Genomic DNA, 17,437 nt, shown 5'->3' with positions numbered 1-17,437 from the left:
CGCACAATGCGTTTCCCACCCGCGTCTCAATCATTCTGTCAGCGCGGCTTGCGCATTAAACAAAAGGCCGCGGCACAGGGCAATACCGAACAGACGGGAATGTAGCATCGAGGCGATGCTAGTGGCGCGGCCGATACAGTTCGCGCCAGGCGGGAAGCCGCTCGGCATAAGCATCAGTCAGCCCGGTGTCAGGTTTGTACGTCTCGATGCGCTGCGGCCGGGTGCAAACGGTGGCGATCGCCTCACCGGTGACAGCAAGTCGCCCCAATCTCGCCGCACCGAACGCTGCGCCGGTCTCACCTCCGGCGAAGCGGTGGATCGGAATATTCAGCACGTTCGCCAGCACCGAGAGCCAGAAGCCGGACCGTGAACCACCGCCAATGGCATCGGCTTCCGTAATCACAATGCCAGCATCGGCGAGCGCGTCGCGGCAATCGGCCAGCGCGAAGGCAACGCCCTCGAGCACCGCCTGCACGATCGCCGCGCGATCGGTGCCATGGCTCAAACCATCGAGCATGCCGCGCACGACGGGATCGTCGTGCGGCGTCCGCTCACCCGCGAGATAAGGCAGGAAGCTCACCGGCGACGGCGCCTGTGGATGCGATCCAAGCGGCGCCAGCAACTCGGCCTCGCTGACGCCGAACAGGCGCGCGGCCCACGCGAGGCAGGAGGCGGCCGACAGCATCGCGCCAGCCTGAATCCACATGCCGGGAATGGCGTGGCAGAAGGTATGCACTGCACAGTCCGGGTTCGCAGCGATTGTACTGGTCGGCGCCAGCAGGGCACCCGAGGTTCCCAAAGATACGAACGCGGTTCCCGGCTGGATCGCACCGATGCCGACGGCGCCCGCCGGATTGTCGCCAGCGCCGCCCGCGATCACCGGCTGCCTCACCATGCCCCAGCGCTGCGCGAGGTCGCTGCGCAATGTTGCTGCTGCCGCGCATCCCTCGACCAGGCGCGGCATGTGATCGCGCGACAGGCCGGTCGCGGCCAAGGCCTCGTCCGACCAGTCCCGGCGCGCGACGTCGAGCCAAAGGGATCCCGACGCATCGGACACGTCCTCGACGGCCTCGCCTGACATCACCAGGCGCAGATAGGCCTTTGGCAGCAGCACCAATTTCGTCGCTGCAAAGACTTCAGGTTCGTGCGTCGCGACCCAGAGCAGTTTCGGCGCGGTAAAGCCTGGCATCGCCTTATTGCCCGTCACGGCACGCAAGGCAGGCCAGCGCTGCTCCAGGACGCGACACTCGGCGGCAGCGCGTCCGTCGTTCCACAGGATGCAAGGCCGCAGCGGCCTCGAGCTCGCATCGAGCAGCGTGGCGCCATGCATCTGGCCGGACAGCCCAATGCCCTCGACCGCCGCCAGCTCTTTTCCATGCGACGTCTTCAGGGCATCGAGCGTGGCGAAGGTCGCCTCGATCCATTGCGCGGGGTCCTGCTCGTAATAACCCGATTGCGTCGAGGTGATCATCAGCGGCCGGCTCTCGCTTGCAATCACGCGCTGGGCACCGTCGACGAGAACGGTCTTGACTGCGGAGGTGCCGAGATCGATGCCGAGACTGCTTCCGCTCACTTCGCCGCGTCGATCCAGATCCCCGGCTCGGAATGCTCGCGGATGTGGCTGACCAGGAAGTCGGAAAACACCCTGATCTTGGCAGGCAGCCGGACGCGGTTTTGATAGGCGATGTTCATGGTGAGCAGCGGCAACTCCCAGCCCGTCAGGACAGGCACCAGCCGGCCGGCTGCGATATCGCTCTGCACGATGTAAAGCGGCTGGATCAAGATGCCGAGCCCCGCGCGTGCCGCACCGCAGATGATCTGGCCATCATTGCTGTCGAGCGTCGGCGCGATCCGCACCGTCTGCGTCGTGCTGCCCTGGCTGAGCCGCAGCGAATAGGGATCGTTGGCGAGATTGTAGATCAGCATGTTGTGGCGGGCGAGATCGGCGGGGTGCTCCGGCCGGCCGTGCTTCTCCAGATATGACGGCGCCGCCGCGAGCACGCGGTGCATCTGGCCGATGCGGCGGACGATGATGTTGGAATCCGGCTCGTGCTCGCGCGTGCGGATCGCCACGTCGATGCCGGCCTCGATGAAGTCCAGGTAGCGGTTTGCGCTGATGATCTGCACGCTGAGATCAGGATACAGCGCGCGGAAGGCGGGCAGCATCGGCGCGAGATAGATCATCGCAAAGGACAGCGAACTCGTCACGCGCAGCATGCCCTTCGGCGACAGCGCGCGGTCGGAGACGGCATCCTCGGCTTCGGCGAACTCGTTCAACAACGTGCTGCAGCGCTGCAGAAGCTCCTGCCCTGCCTCCGTCAGCCATAGCCGGCGCGTGTTGCGTTCGATCAGCCGGACTGCGAGCCGTTCCTCCAGCGCGCTGAGGTGGCGGCTGGCGGCCGCGTTCGACATCCGCAGGATTTCGGCGGCCTTGGACAGGCTGCCGAGTTCGGCGGTTTTGGAGAAGACTTCGAGTTGGAGCAGCCGGTCCATTTTTGCTAAAAGAGGAAAAGAGACTTACAAATTTTGGCCTTTATTTCCGTTTTCTGCAAGGCAAAATAGTCACAACGAGACATAATCGCAGGCGAGGAAAATCAGGAAATGTCGGGCCCGATCAGGCACATCGTGATGTGGCGGTTGCGCGGGGAAAGCCCCGAGGAGCGCTCCGCCGCCCGGGTCAAGGTCAAGACCCTGTTCGAGGGCCTCAAGGGTAGGATCGACGGCCTCACCCATATCGAAGTCGGCATGGACGTCAGTGCGGTCGACTACGCCTGCGACGTGGTGCTGTTCTCGGAATTTACCGACCAGGCCGCGCTCTCGGCCTATGCCAACCATCCCGAACATCTACGCGTGCGCGAGGCGCTTGGCGACTTGCGGATCGGACGCTTCCAGGTCGATTATCCCATCAAAGAGACCGGCGCATGATCGGTTCGTTCACCTTTGAAAACCTGCCCTGCCGCGTCGTCTTCGGTAGCGGAACGCTTGGCTCCGCCAAGGCCGAGGTGGAACGGCTCGGCGGCAAGCGCGCGCTTGTGCTGACGACGCCGCAGCAGGAGGCGCAGGGCAAGAGCCTTGGGGCGGCGCTCGGCCCGCTCTATGCCGGCATCTTTCCCGGGGCCACCATGCACACGCCGGTCGAGGTCACGGAGCGTGCGCTCGCGGCAATGAAGGCGTGCGAGGCCGACTGCGTCGTCTCGCTCGGCGGCGGCTCGACCACCGGCCTCGGCAAGGCGCTGGCGCTGCGAACCGGCGTCAACCAGCTCTGCATTCCCACCACCTATGCAGGCTCGGAGATGACGCCGATCGTCGGCCAGACCGAGAACGGCCTGAAGACCACCGTGCGCGATGCGGCTATCCTGCCGGAGACCGTGATCTACGATGTCGATCTCACTTTGACGCTGCCGGCGGGTCTCGCCGCGACATCAGGCATCAACGCGATCGCCCACGCGGTGGAAGCGCTTTACGCGCGCGACACCAATCCCGTGACGTCGCTTATGGCGGAAGAAGGCATCCGCGCACTGGCCCGCGCCCTGCCCGCCATCGCCGCCAAGAGCGACGACCGTGAGGCCCGCACAGAAGCGCTTTACGGCGCCTGGCTGTGCGGTGTTTGTCTGGGCACCGTCGGCATGGCGCTGCATCACAAGCTCTGCCACACGCTCGGCGGAACCTTCGACCTGCCGCATGCCGAGACCCACACCATCGTGCTGCCGCATGCGCTGGCCTACAATGCGCCGGCGGTGCCCGACGCCATGATGCGCATCTCGCGCGCGATTGGCGCTGCCGATGCATCGCAGGGACTTTTCGAACTTGCGAAGCGGCTGGGTGCGAAGACGGCGCTGCGCGATATCGGCATGCCCGAGGGCGGCATCGACAAGGCGGCTGATCTTGCCGTCACCAACGCCTACTGGAATCCGCGCCCGCTCGAGCGCGGCGCCATCCGCGACTTGATTGCGCGCGCCTGGGCCGGCGAGCCGCCGGCCCCAATCAAAGCGGCGGCTTGAGGGATGCGGCGCACGCTGATCAGATCCGCGACCGTCATCAGCATGGATGACGCGATCGGCGACCTCGGCACCGGCGACGTGCTGGTCGAGGGCAACCGGATCGTCGAGGTGCGACCATCGATCGATGTCGCGACCGATACGGAGATCATCGACGGAAAGGGTCGCATCGTCATCCCCGGCCTGATCAACGCGCATATGCACACCTGGCAGACGGGCCTGCGCGGCTATGCCGCGAACTGGACACTGCTGGAATATTTCCGCCGCATGCATGCCGGGCTGGCCACCGTGTTCCGGCCCGACGACATCCATATCGCGACGCTGGTCGGCGCGCTGAACCAGATCAACTGCGGCACGACAACACTCGTCGACTGGTGTCACAACAATCCGACACCTGATCATACCGACGCTGCCGTGCGCGGCCTGATCGAGAGCGGCATTCGTGCCGCGTTCTTCCATGGCTCGCCAAAGCCGGAGCCAAAGCCCGGCGAGCCGCATTTCTCGGAAGTGCCGCATCCGCGCCGCGAGGTCGAGCGGCTGCTCGCAGGCCCCCTTGCCGACCGCGACGGCCTGGTCACGCTGGGCCTTGCGATCCTCGGCCCGCATTATTCGACGCTCGAGGTCGCCATGCATGATTTCCGCATGGCGCGCGAGCTCAAGCTGATTGCATCGATGCATCAGGGCGGCGGTCCGGCCAAGACGCCCGGCGGCTGGGAGAAGTTGATCGAAGCCGGCCTCGTCGGCACCGACATCAACATCGTCCATGGCAACGATTTGCCCGACAATCTCCTCGACATGATGGTCGATCTCGGCGTCTCCTTCTCGGTGACGCCCGAGAACGAGATGATCCAGGGCCATGGCTTTCCGATCACCGGACGGTTGCTCAGGCGTGGCGTGCGGCCGACCATCGGCATTGACCTCGAATCCATCCTGGCCGGCGACCTGTTCTCCGCCGCGCGCATTGCGCTCTCGATGCAGCGGTCGCTCGACAATGCGGAGTCCCGCAAGACCCGCGGCACCATCCCCGCGACGACCACGATCCCCGTGCGCGAGGCGCTGCGCTGGATCACGACGGAAGGCGCCCGCATGCTCGGCCGCGAGCGCCAGATCGGCTCGCTGACGCCAGGCAAGCTCGCCGATCTCGTCATCATCAACGTCTCCGATCTCAACCTCGTCCCGGTGCATGATCCCGTCGCCACCGTCGTGATGCAGACGAGCCTCGCCAATATCGAGGCCGTCATGATCGGCGGCGCCTGGAAGAAGCGGAACGGCCGACTGCTGGCTGAGGGGTTGGAGACCAAGAAAGAGCTGCTGGCGCAATCCGGCCGGCGGCTGGTGCAGGACATCGAACGACAGGGACGCGCCGCCTGAGGCACCAACGGACAACAACAATGACAGATACCTCGAAAAACATCGCTTTCATCGGGATCGGCAAGATGGGGCTGCCGATGTCGGCGCTCGTCGCCAAGGCCGGTTTTGCCGTCACCGCGTTCGACCAGAGCGCGGCGCGGATCAACGAGGCACGCGCGCAAGGTATTGCGATTGCCGCATCGCCGGCCGAGGCCGTGAGCGGCAAGGCGGCTGTCGTCACCTCCCTGCCCGACGACGTCGCGTTGCGCGGCGCCCTGCTCGGCCCCACCGGCGTCATCGCCGCGATGGCGCCGGGCGCCATTTTGATCGAAACCAGCACTGTCAGTGTCGAGGCTTCTACTGAAGTCGCGGCCGCGGCACAGGCCCGCGGGATTGCCTATCTGCGCGCACCGGTCTCCGGCAATGCCAGCATCGTTCATACCGGCGCCTTGACCTGCTTCGTCTCGGGGCCGAATGACGCCTTCGAAAACGCAAAGCCGCTGTTCGCCGCCTTCACCCGCGCACAGACCTATCTTGGACCAGCTGAGGAAGCCCGCTACGCAAAGCTCTCGGTCAATCTGATGATCGCGGTGTCGGCCGCGATGATGGCCGAGAGCCTGGCGCTGGCGCGCAAGGGCGGCATCGCCTGGCAGGATATCTTGAAGGTGCTCGACGACAGCGCGGTGGCCTCGCCGATGGTGAAATACAAGACCGCGCCGCTACGAACCCGCGATTTCGAGTCGACCTTCTCCTGCAAGCAGATGGCCAAGGATCTCGACCTGATCCTGGGTGCCGGCCATGCCGTCGGCGTGCCGTTGCAGCTCGCGGCCCAGGTCCGCGAGACCTACGGCTCGCTGGTCGCGCAAGGCGACGGCGACACCGACTTCATCGCGACGGTCAAGCACCTGGAACGGCTGTCCGGGCTCGGCGAGCCCAAACTCTGATCGGCGGAAGGCACACATATGCGCAATTTCAACGAGAACACGATCACCGACGCCGTGCTGGAGCGGATCAAGGACGCAACCGATCCGCGCATCAAGCAGGTCAGCGAAGCGCTGGTGCGCCACCTTCATGCCTTCGTCCGCGAGGTGCGGCCGACCCAGAAGGAATGGGAATTCGGCATCGATTTCCTGACCCGCACCGGCCACATGTGCGACGACAAGCGCCAGGAGTTCATCCTGTTGTCGGACACGCTCGGCGTCTCCATGCTGGTCGACGCGATCAACCATCCGGTGCCAGAGGGCGCGACCGAAACCACGGTGCTCGGCCCGTTCTTCGTCCAGGCCGCACCGGAAAAGGACAGCGGCGCGGATATCTCCGGTCCGATGGAGGGCGATCCGATGCTGGTCACCGGCTCGGTGGCGACCGTCGACGGCAAGCCGCTCGTGGGTGCCGTCGTCGACGTCTGGCACTCCGACGATGATGGTTATTACGACGTGCAGCAGCTCGATGCCATTGGCGATCTCGCGATGCGCGCGCGCTTCCACACCGACGCCAACGGCAGATTCCATTTCTGGTCGATCAAGCCGGCCGCCTATCCCGTTCCGCATGACGGCCCGGTCGGCGAGATGCTCGAGGCGCAGGGCCGCCATCCCTGGCGCCCCGCGCATGTGCATTTCATGATTTCCGCGCCCGGCTTCGAGCAGCTCGTCACACACGTGTTCGTTGCCGGCGACCAGTATCTCGACTCGGACGTGGTGTTCGGCGTCAAAGACAGCCTGATCCGCGAATTCACCCGGCATCCGGCCGGCCGTGCGCCGGATGGTCGCATGGTGGACAGCGAGTATTTCCATCTCAACTATGATTTCGGCCTAAAGCAGGTCGCGAGCAACGCAAGAGCCGCTTAAGCTAGAGCGGCGACGGACCAGCAAGAGTCCGGCAACAGGGGGCAGACGGGAGCTGAGGATGGGACCGCGGGTCAGCACGAGCATCTTGGCCGAGCGCCTCACGGGCATGATCGGCCCGCGCGCGAGCGTTGCGCGCGGCGTGCTCGATCAGCACGGGCAGAGCGAGTCGCATTATCGCAATTTGCCGCCGGACATCGTCGTCTTCCCTGAGACCACGCAGGAGGTCGCGGAGATCGTCAAGCTGTGCGCGAGCGCGGGCATGCCGATCGTCCCGTACGGCGCCGGCACCTCGCTCGAAGGCAATGCGGCCTCGGTCGCGGGCGGCGTCTGCTTCGACTTCGCCCGCATGAACAGGGTGCTCAGCGTGCACGACAGCGACATGGATGTCGTGGTGCAGCCCGGCATTACCCGCAAGCAGCTCAATGCAGAGCTGCGCAACACCGGCCTGTTCTTCCCGATCGACCCCGGCGCCGACGCCTCGATTGGCGGCATGACCTCGACGCGCGCCTCCGGCACCATGGCGGTGCGCTACGGCACGATGAAGGACAATGTCATGGCGCTGGAGGTGGTGCTGGCCGACGGCCGCGTGATCCGGACCGCGAAGCGTGCGCGGAAGTCGGCAGCCGGCTACGACCTGACGCGCCTGTTCGTCGGCGCGGAGGGCACGCTCGGAATCATCACCGAGATCACGCTGAAGGTGCATCCCGTCCCACAGGCGATCTCGGCCGCGGTCTGCAGCTTCGGCACCCTGCACGACGCCGTCGATACCGCGATCTCCGTGATCCAGTCCGCGATCCCCGTGGCGCGCATCGAGCTGCTCGACGACGTCATGATGCGCGGCATCAATGCCTATGCCAAGCTCGGTTACCGCGAAGCGCCAACCCTGTTCTTCGAATTTCACGGATCCGAGACCTCGGTCGCGGAGCAGGCCGAGGCCGCGCAGGCGATCGCCGCCGACCATGGCGGCCATGGCTTTGCCTGGGCCAAGGCACAGGAAGACCGCAGCCGGCTCTGGCACGCCCGCGACAACACGCTCTATGCCGGCCTCGGCCTCCGGCCCGGCGCGCGCGCCGTGATCACCGATGTCTGCGTGCCGATCTCGCGGCTAGCGGAATGCCTGACCGAGACGCGGCGCGACGCTGACGAGCACGGCTTTACCGCGCCGATCGTTGGCCATGTCGGCGACGGCAATTTCCACATGCTGATCCTGATCGACCCGGCTCAGCCCGAGGAGGCCGAAGGCGCCAAGGCGCTTCAGGCCCGCATGGTCGCCCGCGCCATCGCCATGGACGGCACCTGTACCGGCGAGCATGGCATCGGGCTCGGCAAGATCGACTATCTCACCGACGAGCTTGGCGAAGCCGTCGATGTGATGCGATCCATCAAGGCCGCGCTCGATCCGAATGATTTGATGAACCCCGGAAAGATCTTTGCGAGCGGAGCCAAGGCATGAGTGACAAGGCATGAGCGACGCGCTTCCCATCGAGGTCACCTCGCCCACCCCGCTGCTGGAGCTGCGCGGCATCAGCAAGGAGTTTCCCGGCGTCAAGGCGCTGGATGACGTGTCCTTTGCCGTCTACCCCGGCGAAGTCCACATGCTGCTCGGGGAGAACGGCGCCGGCAAGTCGAGCCTGATGAAGGTGCTGTGCGGTGCCTACCGCGCCGACGCTGGCGAGTTCTATTTTGAGGGCAAGAAGGTCGCGATCTCCTCGACCGCGGATGCGCAGAAGCTCGGCATTGCCGTAATCTTCCAGGAATTCTCGCTGGTCCCCTATCTCGATATCGCACAGAACATCTTCCTCGGCCGCGAGCCGAAAGGTCACATCCCCGGCACCATCGATCGCCGCAAGATCCTGGCTGACGCAAAGCGCGTGCTCGACACCATCGGCTTCGACATCGATCCCTCCACCATCGTCGACAAGCTCGGCGTCGCGCAGCAGCAGATGGTCGAGATCGCCAAGGCGATCAGCCAGGACGCCCGCATCCTCGTGATGGACGAGCCGACCGCGGCGCTGTCCGACCGCGAGACCGAGCTGCTGTTTGCCCTTATCGCACGGCTGAAGGCCGACGGCGTGTCGATCGTCTACATCTCGCACCGCATGGCCGAAGTGTTCGCACTCGGTGATCGTATCACGGTACTGCGCGACGGCCGACGCATCGACGGCGTCCGGCCCGCCGACGTCACGCCGGACCAGCTCGTCCGCATGATGGTCGGCCGCAACGTCGACATGACCTATCCGCGCAATTTTGCCGACAAGCCTGGCGAGCTGCTGCTCGAGGTCAAGGGCCTGACCGCCTCGACCGGCATCTCCGACATCAACATCGAGGTGCGCCGCGGCGAGATCGTCGGCCTGTGCGGCCTGGTCGGCTCGGGCCGCAGCGAAGTCGCGCGCGCCATCTTCGGCGCCGATCCCGTGACGTCGGGCGAGATCATCTTCGACGGCAAGGCCATCTCGGGCGAACCTGATCTTGCCGCCCGCCGCGGCATCGCGCTGATCCCGGAGAGTCGCAAGAGCGAAGGTCTCGCGCTGCTGCGGTCGGTGAGCGACAATCTGGTGGTGTCGGCGCTGCGAAAGCTGTTCCCGAGCGGGCTGTTCGACCAGCGCGGTGCGCAGCGCACCTCCGATGCCCTGATCCGGCAATTGAGGATCGCGACACCGAGTGCGCGTCAGACCGTCGGCCTGCTCTCGGGCGGCAACCAGCAGAAGGTCGTGATCGGCAAATGGCTGGCGGCCGGCTCAAAGCTCTTCATCTTCGACGAGCCGACGCGCGGCATCGACATCGGCGCCAAGTCCGAGATCTTCGCGCTGATCGACCGCCTGGTTGCGGAAGGCGCGGCGGCGCTGATGATCTCGTCCGAACAGGTCGAGATCTGCCATGTCTGCGACCGCGCCTATGTGATGCGCGAGGGGCGCATCGCCGGCCACCTGAACCGCAACGAACTGACCGAGGAGAACATCGTGCGACTGGGGATGCATCATGCGTGAGGCCGCGGTCGTTTCACAGCCCAATCCGCTGCAACGCATTCCCGGCGTTGCCATCGTGCTGGTGCTCCTGATCACGCTGTTCAGCGTGATCGCGCCCGGCTTCCTGTCGGTCGCCAACCTCTCCAACGTGCTCGTGCAGTCGACCATCCTGACCATGCTCGCGCTGCCGATGACGCTGATCATCATGACCGAGGGGCTGGACCTGTCGATGGGCGCGGTGCTGACGCTGACCTCGCTCTGCGTCGCGATCGTGTCGCTCGCCACCAAATCGATGCTGCTCGGTTTAGGCGCCGGCCTGCTGGTCGGCGCGGCCTTCGGCGTCGCCAACGGCTGGCTGGTGGCGATCCTGGGCATTCCGCCCTTCGTCGCCACGCTCGGTACGCTCGGCATGGCGCAGGGCCTGTCGCTGATCGTCAGCGACGGCCAGAGCGTGGTCGGCATCCCCCACAGCGTCCGCGACATTTATTCAGCGACGCTGCTCGGCATTCCCGTGCCGATCGTGATGGCTCTCGTGACCTACCCGGCGTTCCACGGCCTGCTCTATCACACCCGCTTCGGCACCTACATTTTCGCACTCGGCGGCAATCGCGAGGCGCTGCGCTATGCCGGCCTCTCGCCGAACCGTCTGCTGATCGCGGCCTACGCGATCGGTGGCGCCATGGCGGGCATCGCGGGCCTGTTGATGACCGCGCGGATGAATTCCGGCCACCCCACCGCCGGCCTCGGACTTGAATTCGATGCCATCGCCGCCGTCGCGGTCGGCGGCACCTCGTTCGAGCGCGGCAATGGCTGGCTGCTCGGTACCCTGCTCGGCGTCCTCTCGGTCGGCGTGTTGCGCAACGGGTTGAACCTGATCTCGCTGCCGTCCTCGGTGCAGGTCGCAAGCGTCGGCGTCCTCGTCATCGTCGCGCTGTTCCTCGATGGTCTCAGGAGCCGGGCATGACCGACATCACCAAAGAGGCGATGATGCCGCCCCGTTCCTTCCTGTCGCAGGATGCGATCCAGGTGTTCTATCGCCTGCTCGCGGCCCTCTTGATCTGCGCGGTGCTCGCCGTGCTCAGCGATTCCTTCCTGAGCCTCGGCAACATCCTCAACGTGCTCCGGCAGGCGAGCCTGACCTTCTTCATCGCCTCCGGCCTGACGCTGGTGGTGCTGACGGCCGGCCTCGACCTCTCCGTCGGCGCCAATGTTGCGCTGTCGGCCTGCATCGCCGGGACCGTGATCCACAAGACCGGCTCGCCGGCGCTCGGCATCCTCACCGGGCTTGCCTGCGGCGGCATCGTTGGCCTGCTCAACGGCGTCATGGTCACCGCGCTGCGCATCCCCTCCTTCATCGCCACCTATGGCATGCTCTGGGTGCTGAACGGCCTCACCTATTGGTACATGGCGGGCGAAACCCTGCACGGCTTCCCCGCGGGCTTCCGCCAGATCGGTAGCGGCTATCTGTTCGGCCTGCCGATCCCGGTCTATCTCCTGCTGTTGTTCCTCGGAATCGGAACGTTCTTCGCGCAGCGCACGATCTGGGGCCAGGAGATCTATGCGATCGGCGCCAATCCGGTTGCGGCCCGCCTCTCCGGTATCCGGGTCGCGCGCCGCCTGCTGCTGGTCTATGCCGTCTCCGGCACCATGGCGGGGCTCGCCTCGATCATCTTCCTGTCACGGCTCAATTCGGCCGAGGCCGACATCGGCGAGAGCCTGACGCTGCCCGCGATCGCGGCCGTGCTTATCGGCGGCACCTCACTGTTCGGCGGCGTCGGCACCGTGTTCGGCACCTTCATCGGCGCGCTGATCCTGACGCTGGTGCTGAACGGCATGAACCTGCTCTCGGTCAGCGCCAACTGGCAGCCGCTGGTGACAGGCATCATCGTCATTCTCGCGGTGTGGCTCGACATGAAGACCCGCCGCCGCGCGCAATGAGTTCATTGAGTTCCAACAAGCAAAATGAGGGATGGAGGCAACATGAGACAACATAAACTGGCTTACCTCGCACTGCCGCTACTGGTGGCGGCCGCGTTCACCAGCGAGGCGCGCGCCGACGGCGAGACCATCGCCGTCTTCACCAAGAACCAGACCAACCCGTTCTTCCAGACGGTGCGGGTCGGCGCCGACAACATGGCGAAGACGCTGAACGCAAAGACGCTGCAATACATCCCGACCAAGCCCGACAGCATCCCGGAGCAGCTGAGCCAGATCGAGGACGTCGTCGTGAAGAAGCCGAGCGCGATCGTGTTCACGCCGGTCGACTACAAGGCGATGGTGCCCGGGGTCGAGAAGATCAACGAGGCCAAGATCCCCGTCGTCAACATCACCGACCGCTCCGCGGGCGGCAAGTTCCTCTCCTTCGTCGGCGCCGACGATTACAGCCTCGGGCTCGAGACCGCGCGCTTCCTGCTCAAGACGCTGGGCGGCAAGGGCAACATCGTCATCATCGAAGGCGTCAAGGGCTCGCTGACCAATGTCGATCGCGTCCGCGGCTTCAACGACGCGCTGAAGGAGACCCCCGGTGCGAAACTCCTGGCGTCGCAGCCGGGTAACTACCAGCGCCTCCAGGCGCTTCAGGTCATGGAAAACCTGATGCAGTCGAATTCGCAGATCGACGGCGTGCTGGCGGCCAACGACGCCATGGCGGTCGGCGCGATCGAGGCGCTCGACGGCGCCAACCGCAAGGCCCAGGTGATCGGCATCAACGGTACCAAGGAGGCGATCGACGCGATCAAGTCCGGCAAGCTGCTCGCAAGCGGCGACTACAATGGATTTGCCCAAGGCTGCCTCGGCACCATGATGGCGATCCGGTCCTTGCGCAACCAGCCCGTCATCGCCGAGATCGTGCTGAAGCCGACTGTCATCACCAAGGACAATTTTGGGCCGTTCGACGTGCCGCTGGAGCAGCGGACCTGCCCGACCTTCGAGGAGGCCGGCAAGCTCAGCGCGAAGTAAGCGCACTCACGACAATCTCGGACGGCCGTCGCGGCGGCCGTCCCAAGAACCGAGTCAAGAAACGGAGACCACCATGCTGTTCGCCATTCACGCCGTCGACCGCGCCGGCGCGCTGCCGACCCGGCTTGCCAATTACGATGCCCACAAGGCTTTCCTCAGCGACACCTCGCGCTTCGGCGTCAAGATCGTGATGTCGGGGCCGCTCGTCTCCGACGATGGTCAAACGATGATCGGCAGCCTATTTCTGATCGAGGCGCCCGACCGTGGCGACGTCGAGGCCTTCAACCGTGCCGACCCCTTTGCCGCGGCCGGCATCTGGGAAAAGGTCACGATCACGGGCTTCCTGCGCCGGCAGGGTTGAGGCCGGTTAAATCAAAAATGCGAAAACAACCCCATGCACAGTAGAATGGGGTTGTTTTTGCTGACGAATTTCCGGCGCGAATCCCACCCTTCAACCGCTCGCCGCCACAGATCCGTCTTCGAGATGACAGGCCACCCACTGCTCGGTCCCAGTTGCGCGAAGCACCGGCTCTTCGACCCGGCAGCGATCGAATACGAGCGGGCAGCGGGTGTGGAAGCGGCATCCTTTCGGTGGATTGATCGGGCTCGGCACGTCGCCCTTGAGGATGATGGGATTGCGCTGGGCGCCGGGCTCGGGGAGCGGCACCGCGGACAGCAGCGCTCTGGTGTAGGGATGCCTTGGCGCGGCAAAGATCTCTCGGCGGGGCGCTATCTCGACGATCTTGCCGAGATACATCACGGCGACGCGGTGGGTCATGTGCTCGACGATCGCGAGGTCGTGGCTGATGAACAGCAGCGCGAGGCCGAACTCGCTCTGGAGATCCTGCAGCAAATTGACGATCTGCGCCTTGACCGAGACGTCGAGCGCCGAGACCGCCTCGTCGCACACAATCAGCTCGGGTTCGGCCGCGAGCGCCCGCGCGATGCCGATGCGCTGGCGCTGGCCGCCGGAGAACTCGTGCGGCCGGCGGTTCAGCGCCTCGCGCGGCAGCCGCACCGTGTCCATCAGGGAGGTGACGCGGACCTCGAGATCCTCGGCGGATTTGGCGAGGCCGAAATTCCGGATTGGCTCGGCCAGAATGTCACGCACCCGCATGCGCGGATTGAGGCTGGAGAACGGATCCTGGAACACCACCTGCACGCGCCGGCGCATCTGGCGCATCGTGCCCGGATGTGCGTCGTCGATACGCTGGCCGTCGAGGATGACTTGGCCCGCGGTGATGTCGAACAGCCGCAAGATGGCGCGGCCGACCGTCGACTTGCCGCAGCCGGACTCACCGACGAGCGACAGCGTCTCGCCGCGCGCGATCTCGAAGGAGACGCCGTCGACCGCATAGACGAATTCGGACTTGCGGCCGAACAGGCCGGACTTGACCGGAAAGTGCTTCTTGAGGTCGTTGACCTGGAGCAGCGGAGGGCTCATGCCGCGACAGCTCCTTTGGCCGCATAGTGGCAGGCGGCGACGTGACGAGGGCCCTTCTCATCGAGCCCCGGCGCATATTGGCGGCACAGATCGGTCGCGAGCGCACAGCGACCGGCAAAGACGCAGCCGGTGATCGGCTTTCTGAGATCGGGCACCTGCCCGGGAATTTCGGCGAGCCGTCTTGCCGTGCCCGTGAGCGACGAGCCGAGCCGCGGCACCGCACCTAACAGGCCCTGCGTATAGGGATGACGCGGCGAGCGGAACAGTTCCGCCACCGGCGCTTCCTCGACCTTGCGGCCCGCATACATCACCATGACGCGCTCGGCGATCTCGGCGACAACGCCGAGGTCGTGGGTGATCAGGATGATGGCGGCGCCGACCCGGCGCTTGAGGTCCAGCATCAGCTTGAGGATCTGCGCCTGGATCGTCACGTCGAGCGCGGTGGTCGGCTCGTCGGCAATGAGAAGCTTGGGATTGCAGGCCAGCGCAATGGCGATCATCACGCGCTGGCGCATGCCGCCGGAGAGCTGGTGCGGATATTCGCGCACGCGCCGCTTCGGCTCGGGAATGCCGACCAGCGTCAACATCTCGATCGCGTGCGCCTCGGCCGCCTGCTTGTCCAGCCCCTGATGGATCATCAGCGTCTCGCGGATCTGCCGGCCGACGGTCAGAACCGGATTGAGGCTGGTCATCGGCTCCTGAAAGATCATCGAGATGTCGTTGCCACGGATCGCGCGCATCTCGCGATCGGAGAGTTGCAGCAGGTCTCTCCCGGCAAAGCGGATCGCACCTGCGATCCTGCCCGGCGGCTCCGGGATCAGCCGCATCAGCGACATCGATGTCACCGACTTGCCGCAGCCGGACTCCCCGACGATGGCCAGCGTCTCGCCCTCGTTGACATGGAAAGACACCCCGTCCACCGCGCGGTTGATGCCGCCGGGGGTGCGGAAATGAGTCTGGAGGTTATCGACTTCGAGCAGCGCCATCGCGATCAGCCCCGGTCAGAGACGCTTGGCCATGCGCGGATCGAGCGCATCGCGAAGGCCGTCGCCGAGCAGATTCACCGCAAGCACGGTGACGGACAAGAAGGCCGCCGGAAAGAACACGATGTAGGGCTTGACCTGCCACAGCGCGCGGCCCTCGGCCATGATGTTGCCCCAGGACGGAATGGTCGGCGGTGTTCCGGCGCCGATGAAGGATAGGATCGCCTCGGTGATCATGGCGCTGGCGCAGATGTAGGTCGCCTGCACCAGCATCGGCGCAAGCGTATTGGGCAGGATGTGGCGGAGGATGATCATCGGTGTGCGCGTGCCGCAGGCGACCGCGGCATCTACATAGGGCTGCTCGCGCAGCGACAGCACCACGCTGCGCACGAGCCGCGAAACGCGCGGGATCTCGGCGACGGTGATGGCGAGGATGACGTTGCCGACGCTCCCCCGCGTCAGCGCCATCAGCGCGATCGCCAGCAGGATCGGCGGGATCGACATCAAGCCGTCCATGAAGCGCATCAGGATGCCGTCGGCCCAGCGGATGAAGCCGGAGACCATGCCGATGGCAAGACCCGCCACGGATGCGAAGATCGCGACCGACAGGCCGACCGTGAGCGAGACCCGCGCCCCGAACAGCACGCGCGAGTAGATGTCGCGGCCGAGCACGTCGGTGCCGAACCAGAAATCGGCGGACGGCGCACGCGTGCGCTTGGCAGGGGCGAGCGCGGTCGGATCGACCGTTCCGAGATAAGGCGCGAAGACCGCGATAAGCACGAGCGTCAGCAGCAGCGCGCCACCAATGGCGACCGTCGGATGGCCGCGCAAAAACCCGACGAAGCCGCGCCGGATCGTGACCGGCCGCAGGATTTCCGGCAGTTGTGGCGCAAGAACGAGCCCGGCCGGAAGCGCCTGCGGATTGAGGGTCGTGTCGGTCAATAGCGGATCCTCGGGTCAACGAGCGTATAAATGACGTCGATCATCAGATTGACGAGGACGTAGACGAAGCTGAACAGCAGGACGATGCCCTGGATGACGGGATAATCGCGGCGCAGGATCGCATCGATCGTGAGCCGGCCGAGGCCGGGGATCGCGAACACGCTTTCGGTGACGACCGCGCCGCCGATCAGGAGCGCGATGCCGATCCCGATCACGGTCACGATCGGCACCGCCGCGTTCTTCAGCGCGTGAATGAACAGGATGCCGCCCTGCCCGAGGCCCTTGGCGCGCGCGGTGCGGATATAGTCCTGCTGCAACACTTCGAGCATGGCGGCGCGCGTGATGCGCGCCACCAGAGCGATGTAGACGCAGCCGAGCGCGATCGCGGGCAGGATCAGGTTCTCGAGCCACGGCCAGAAGCCTTGGTTGAGCGGCGTATAGCCCTGCACCGGCAGCCATTCGAGCTCGAGCGCGAAGATGTAGGCGAGCATGTAGCCGACCACGAAGACGGGCAACGAGAAGCCGAACACGGCAAAGCCCATGATGACGCGGTCGATCAGGCTGCCGGCCTTCCAGGCCGCCACCACGCCGAGCGGCACTGCCACCACGATCGTGAGCAGCAGCGTGACGATCATCAGCGACAGCGTCGGCCCTAAGCGCTGTCCGATCATCGCCGAGACCGGCAGATTGGTGAAGATCGAGGTGCCGAGATCGCCGTGCAGGATGCGCCAGACCCAGCCTCCGAACTGGACCAGGAAGGGCCGATCGAGACCGAGGCTCTGGCGGATGCGCTCCACATCCTCCGGACTCGCCTGGTCGCCCGCGATCACCACCGCGGGATCACCCGGCGCAATGTAGAGCAGGCTGAACACAAACAGCGCGACGATTGCCATGACCGGCAGGGTCGCGACGATGCGACGGAGGATGTAGGAGAGCATCTGGCCTCAAC

At 65.4% G+C, this 17,437-nt stretch carries 17 protein-coding genes; 11 read left to right on the top strand and 6 right to left on the bottom strand.

Going from position 1 to position 17,437, the window contains the following annotated elements; translation table 11 throughout:
* Nucleotides 1-118: 118 nt before the first annotated feature.
* Together xylB and XI04_RS05270 are read right to left on the bottom strand one after the other, a co-directional pair.
* Nucleotides 119-1,573, bottom strand: coding sequence for a xylulokinase (gene xylB, locus XI04_RS05275; RefSeq protein ID WP_271608141.1), 1,455 nt, complete (start codon nt 1,571-1,573; stop codon nt 119-121).
* Entirely contained in the window at nt 1,570-2,493 is a 924-nt protein-coding gene (locus XI04_RS05270; RefSeq protein WP_271608142.1) for a LysR family transcriptional regulator, read from the bottom strand. Before XI04_RS05270 ends, xylB begins: the two co-directional genes overlap by 4 nt.
* Nucleotides 2,494-2,601: 108 nt before the next feature.
* On the opposite strand from XI04_RS05270, the gene XI04_RS05265 reads away from it, so the two are divergent.
* From XI04_RS05265 to XI04_RS05215, 11 genes are all read left to right on the top strand, one after another.
* Entirely contained in the window at nt 2,602-2,925 is a 324-nt protein-coding gene (locus XI04_RS05265; protein ID WP_038947956.1) for a Dabb family protein, read from the top strand.
* Nucleotides 2,922-4,001, top strand: coding sequence for a maleylacetate reductase (locus XI04_RS05260; protein ID WP_271608143.1), 1,080 nt, complete (start codon nt 2,922-2,924; stop codon nt 3,999-4,001). Before XI04_RS05265 ends, XI04_RS05260 begins: the two co-directional genes overlap by 4 nt.
* 3 nt (nt 4,002-4,004) lie before the next feature.
* Nucleotides 4,005-5,369, top strand: coding sequence for an amidohydrolase family protein (locus tag XI04_RS05255; RefSeq protein ID WP_271608144.1), 1,365 nt, complete (start codon nt 4,005-4,007; stop codon nt 5,367-5,369).
* Nucleotides 5,370-5,389: 20 nt separating this feature from the next.
* On the top strand, nt 5,390-6,292 hold the full coding sequence (locus XI04_RS05250) for an NAD(P)-dependent oxidoreductase (protein WP_095426527.1): 903 nt from the start codon (nt 5,390-5,392) through the stop codon (nt 6,290-6,292).
* An 18-nt stretch (nt 6,293-6,310) separates the two neighbouring features.
* Nucleotides 6,311-7,195 (top strand): intradiol ring-cleavage dioxygenase, encoded by an 885-nt coding sequence (locus XI04_RS05245; protein WP_028142485.1) that lies wholly within the window; start codon nt 6,311-6,313, stop codon nt 7,193-7,195.
* 58 nt (nt 7,196-7,253) lie between these two features.
* The gene (locus XI04_RS05240; RefSeq protein ID WP_038970495.1) at nt 7,254-8,648 is read left to right on the top strand and encodes an FAD-linked oxidase C-terminal domain-containing protein; all 1,395 of its coding nucleotides are present in this window, start codon (nt 7,254-7,256) and stop codon (nt 8,646-8,648) included.
* Between the two features lie 10 nt (nt 8,649-8,658).
* Nucleotides 8,659-10,182 carry a sugar ABC transporter ATP-binding protein gene (locus XI04_RS05235; protein ID WP_271595181.1) on the top strand — a complete coding sequence of 508 codons (1,524 nt, stop codon included), beginning with the start codon at nt 8,659-8,661 and terminating at the stop codon, nt 10,180-10,182.
* The gene (locus XI04_RS05230; RefSeq protein WP_271623533.1) at nt 10,175-11,125 is read left to right on the top strand and encodes an ABC transporter permease; all 951 of its coding nucleotides are present in this window, start codon (nt 10,175-10,177) and stop codon (nt 11,123-11,125) included. Before XI04_RS05235 ends, XI04_RS05230 begins: the two co-directional genes overlap by 8 nt.
* Nucleotides 11,122-12,099, top strand: a complete 978-nt coding sequence (locus tag XI04_RS05225) for an ABC transporter permease (protein ID WP_271608146.1) — start codon at nt 11,122-11,124, stop codon at nt 12,097-12,099. Before XI04_RS05230 ends, XI04_RS05225 begins: the two co-directional genes overlap by 4 nt.
* A 42-nt stretch (nt 12,100-12,141) precedes the next feature.
* On the top strand, nt 12,142-13,119 hold the full coding sequence (locus tag XI04_RS05220; protein WP_271608147.1) for a sugar ABC transporter substrate-binding protein: 978 nt from the start codon (nt 12,142-12,144) through the stop codon (nt 13,117-13,119).
* 73 nt (nt 13,120-13,192) lie between these two features.
* A complete protein-coding gene (locus XI04_RS05215; protein ID WP_271608148.1) occupies nt 13,193-13,480 on the top strand; it encodes a YciI family protein in 288 nt (95 codons plus the stop codon).
* A 90-nt stretch (nt 13,481-13,570) separates the two neighbouring features.
* Here the strand turns inward: XI04_RS05215 and XI04_RS05210 are convergent, their stop codons facing one another.
* The 4 genes from XI04_RS05210 to XI04_RS05195 are packed head-to-tail and all read right to left on the bottom strand — an operon-like array spanning nt 13,571 to nt 17,426.
* The gene (locus tag XI04_RS05210; RefSeq protein WP_212475834.1) at nt 13,571-14,563 is read right to left on the bottom strand and encodes an ABC transporter ATP-binding protein; all 993 of its coding nucleotides are present in this window, start codon (nt 14,561-14,563) and stop codon (nt 13,571-13,573) included.
* The gene (locus XI04_RS05205) at nt 14,560-15,549 is read right to left on the bottom strand and encodes an ABC transporter ATP-binding protein (RefSeq protein ID WP_271608149.1); all 990 of its coding nucleotides are present in this window, start codon (nt 15,547-15,549) and stop codon (nt 14,560-14,562) included. Before XI04_RS05205 ends, XI04_RS05210 begins: the two co-directional genes overlap by 4 nt.
* Before the next feature lie 15 nt (nt 15,550-15,564).
* Complete coding sequence (locus XI04_RS05200; RefSeq protein WP_152103202.1) at nt 15,565-16,488, bottom strand: ABC transporter permease; 924 nt, start codon at nt 16,486-16,488, stop codon at nt 15,565-15,567.
* Nucleotides 16,485-17,426 carry an ABC transporter permease gene (locus tag XI04_RS05195; protein WP_152103203.1) on the bottom strand — a complete coding sequence of 314 codons (942 nt, stop codon included), beginning with the start codon at nt 17,424-17,426 and terminating at the stop codon, nt 16,485-16,487. The genes XI04_RS05200 and XI04_RS05195 overlap by 4 nt, the downstream gene beginning before the upstream one ends.
* Nucleotides 17,427-17,437 lie beyond the last annotated feature (11 nt).

This window comes from Bradyrhizobium sp. CCBAU 11430, from assembly GCF_028128855.1.
GTDB classification, from domain to species: Bacteria; Pseudomonadota; Alphaproteobacteria; order Rhizobiales; family Xanthobacteraceae; genus Bradyrhizobium; species Bradyrhizobium ottawaense.
This window is presented reverse-complemented; position numbering and strand designations above follow the sequence as displayed.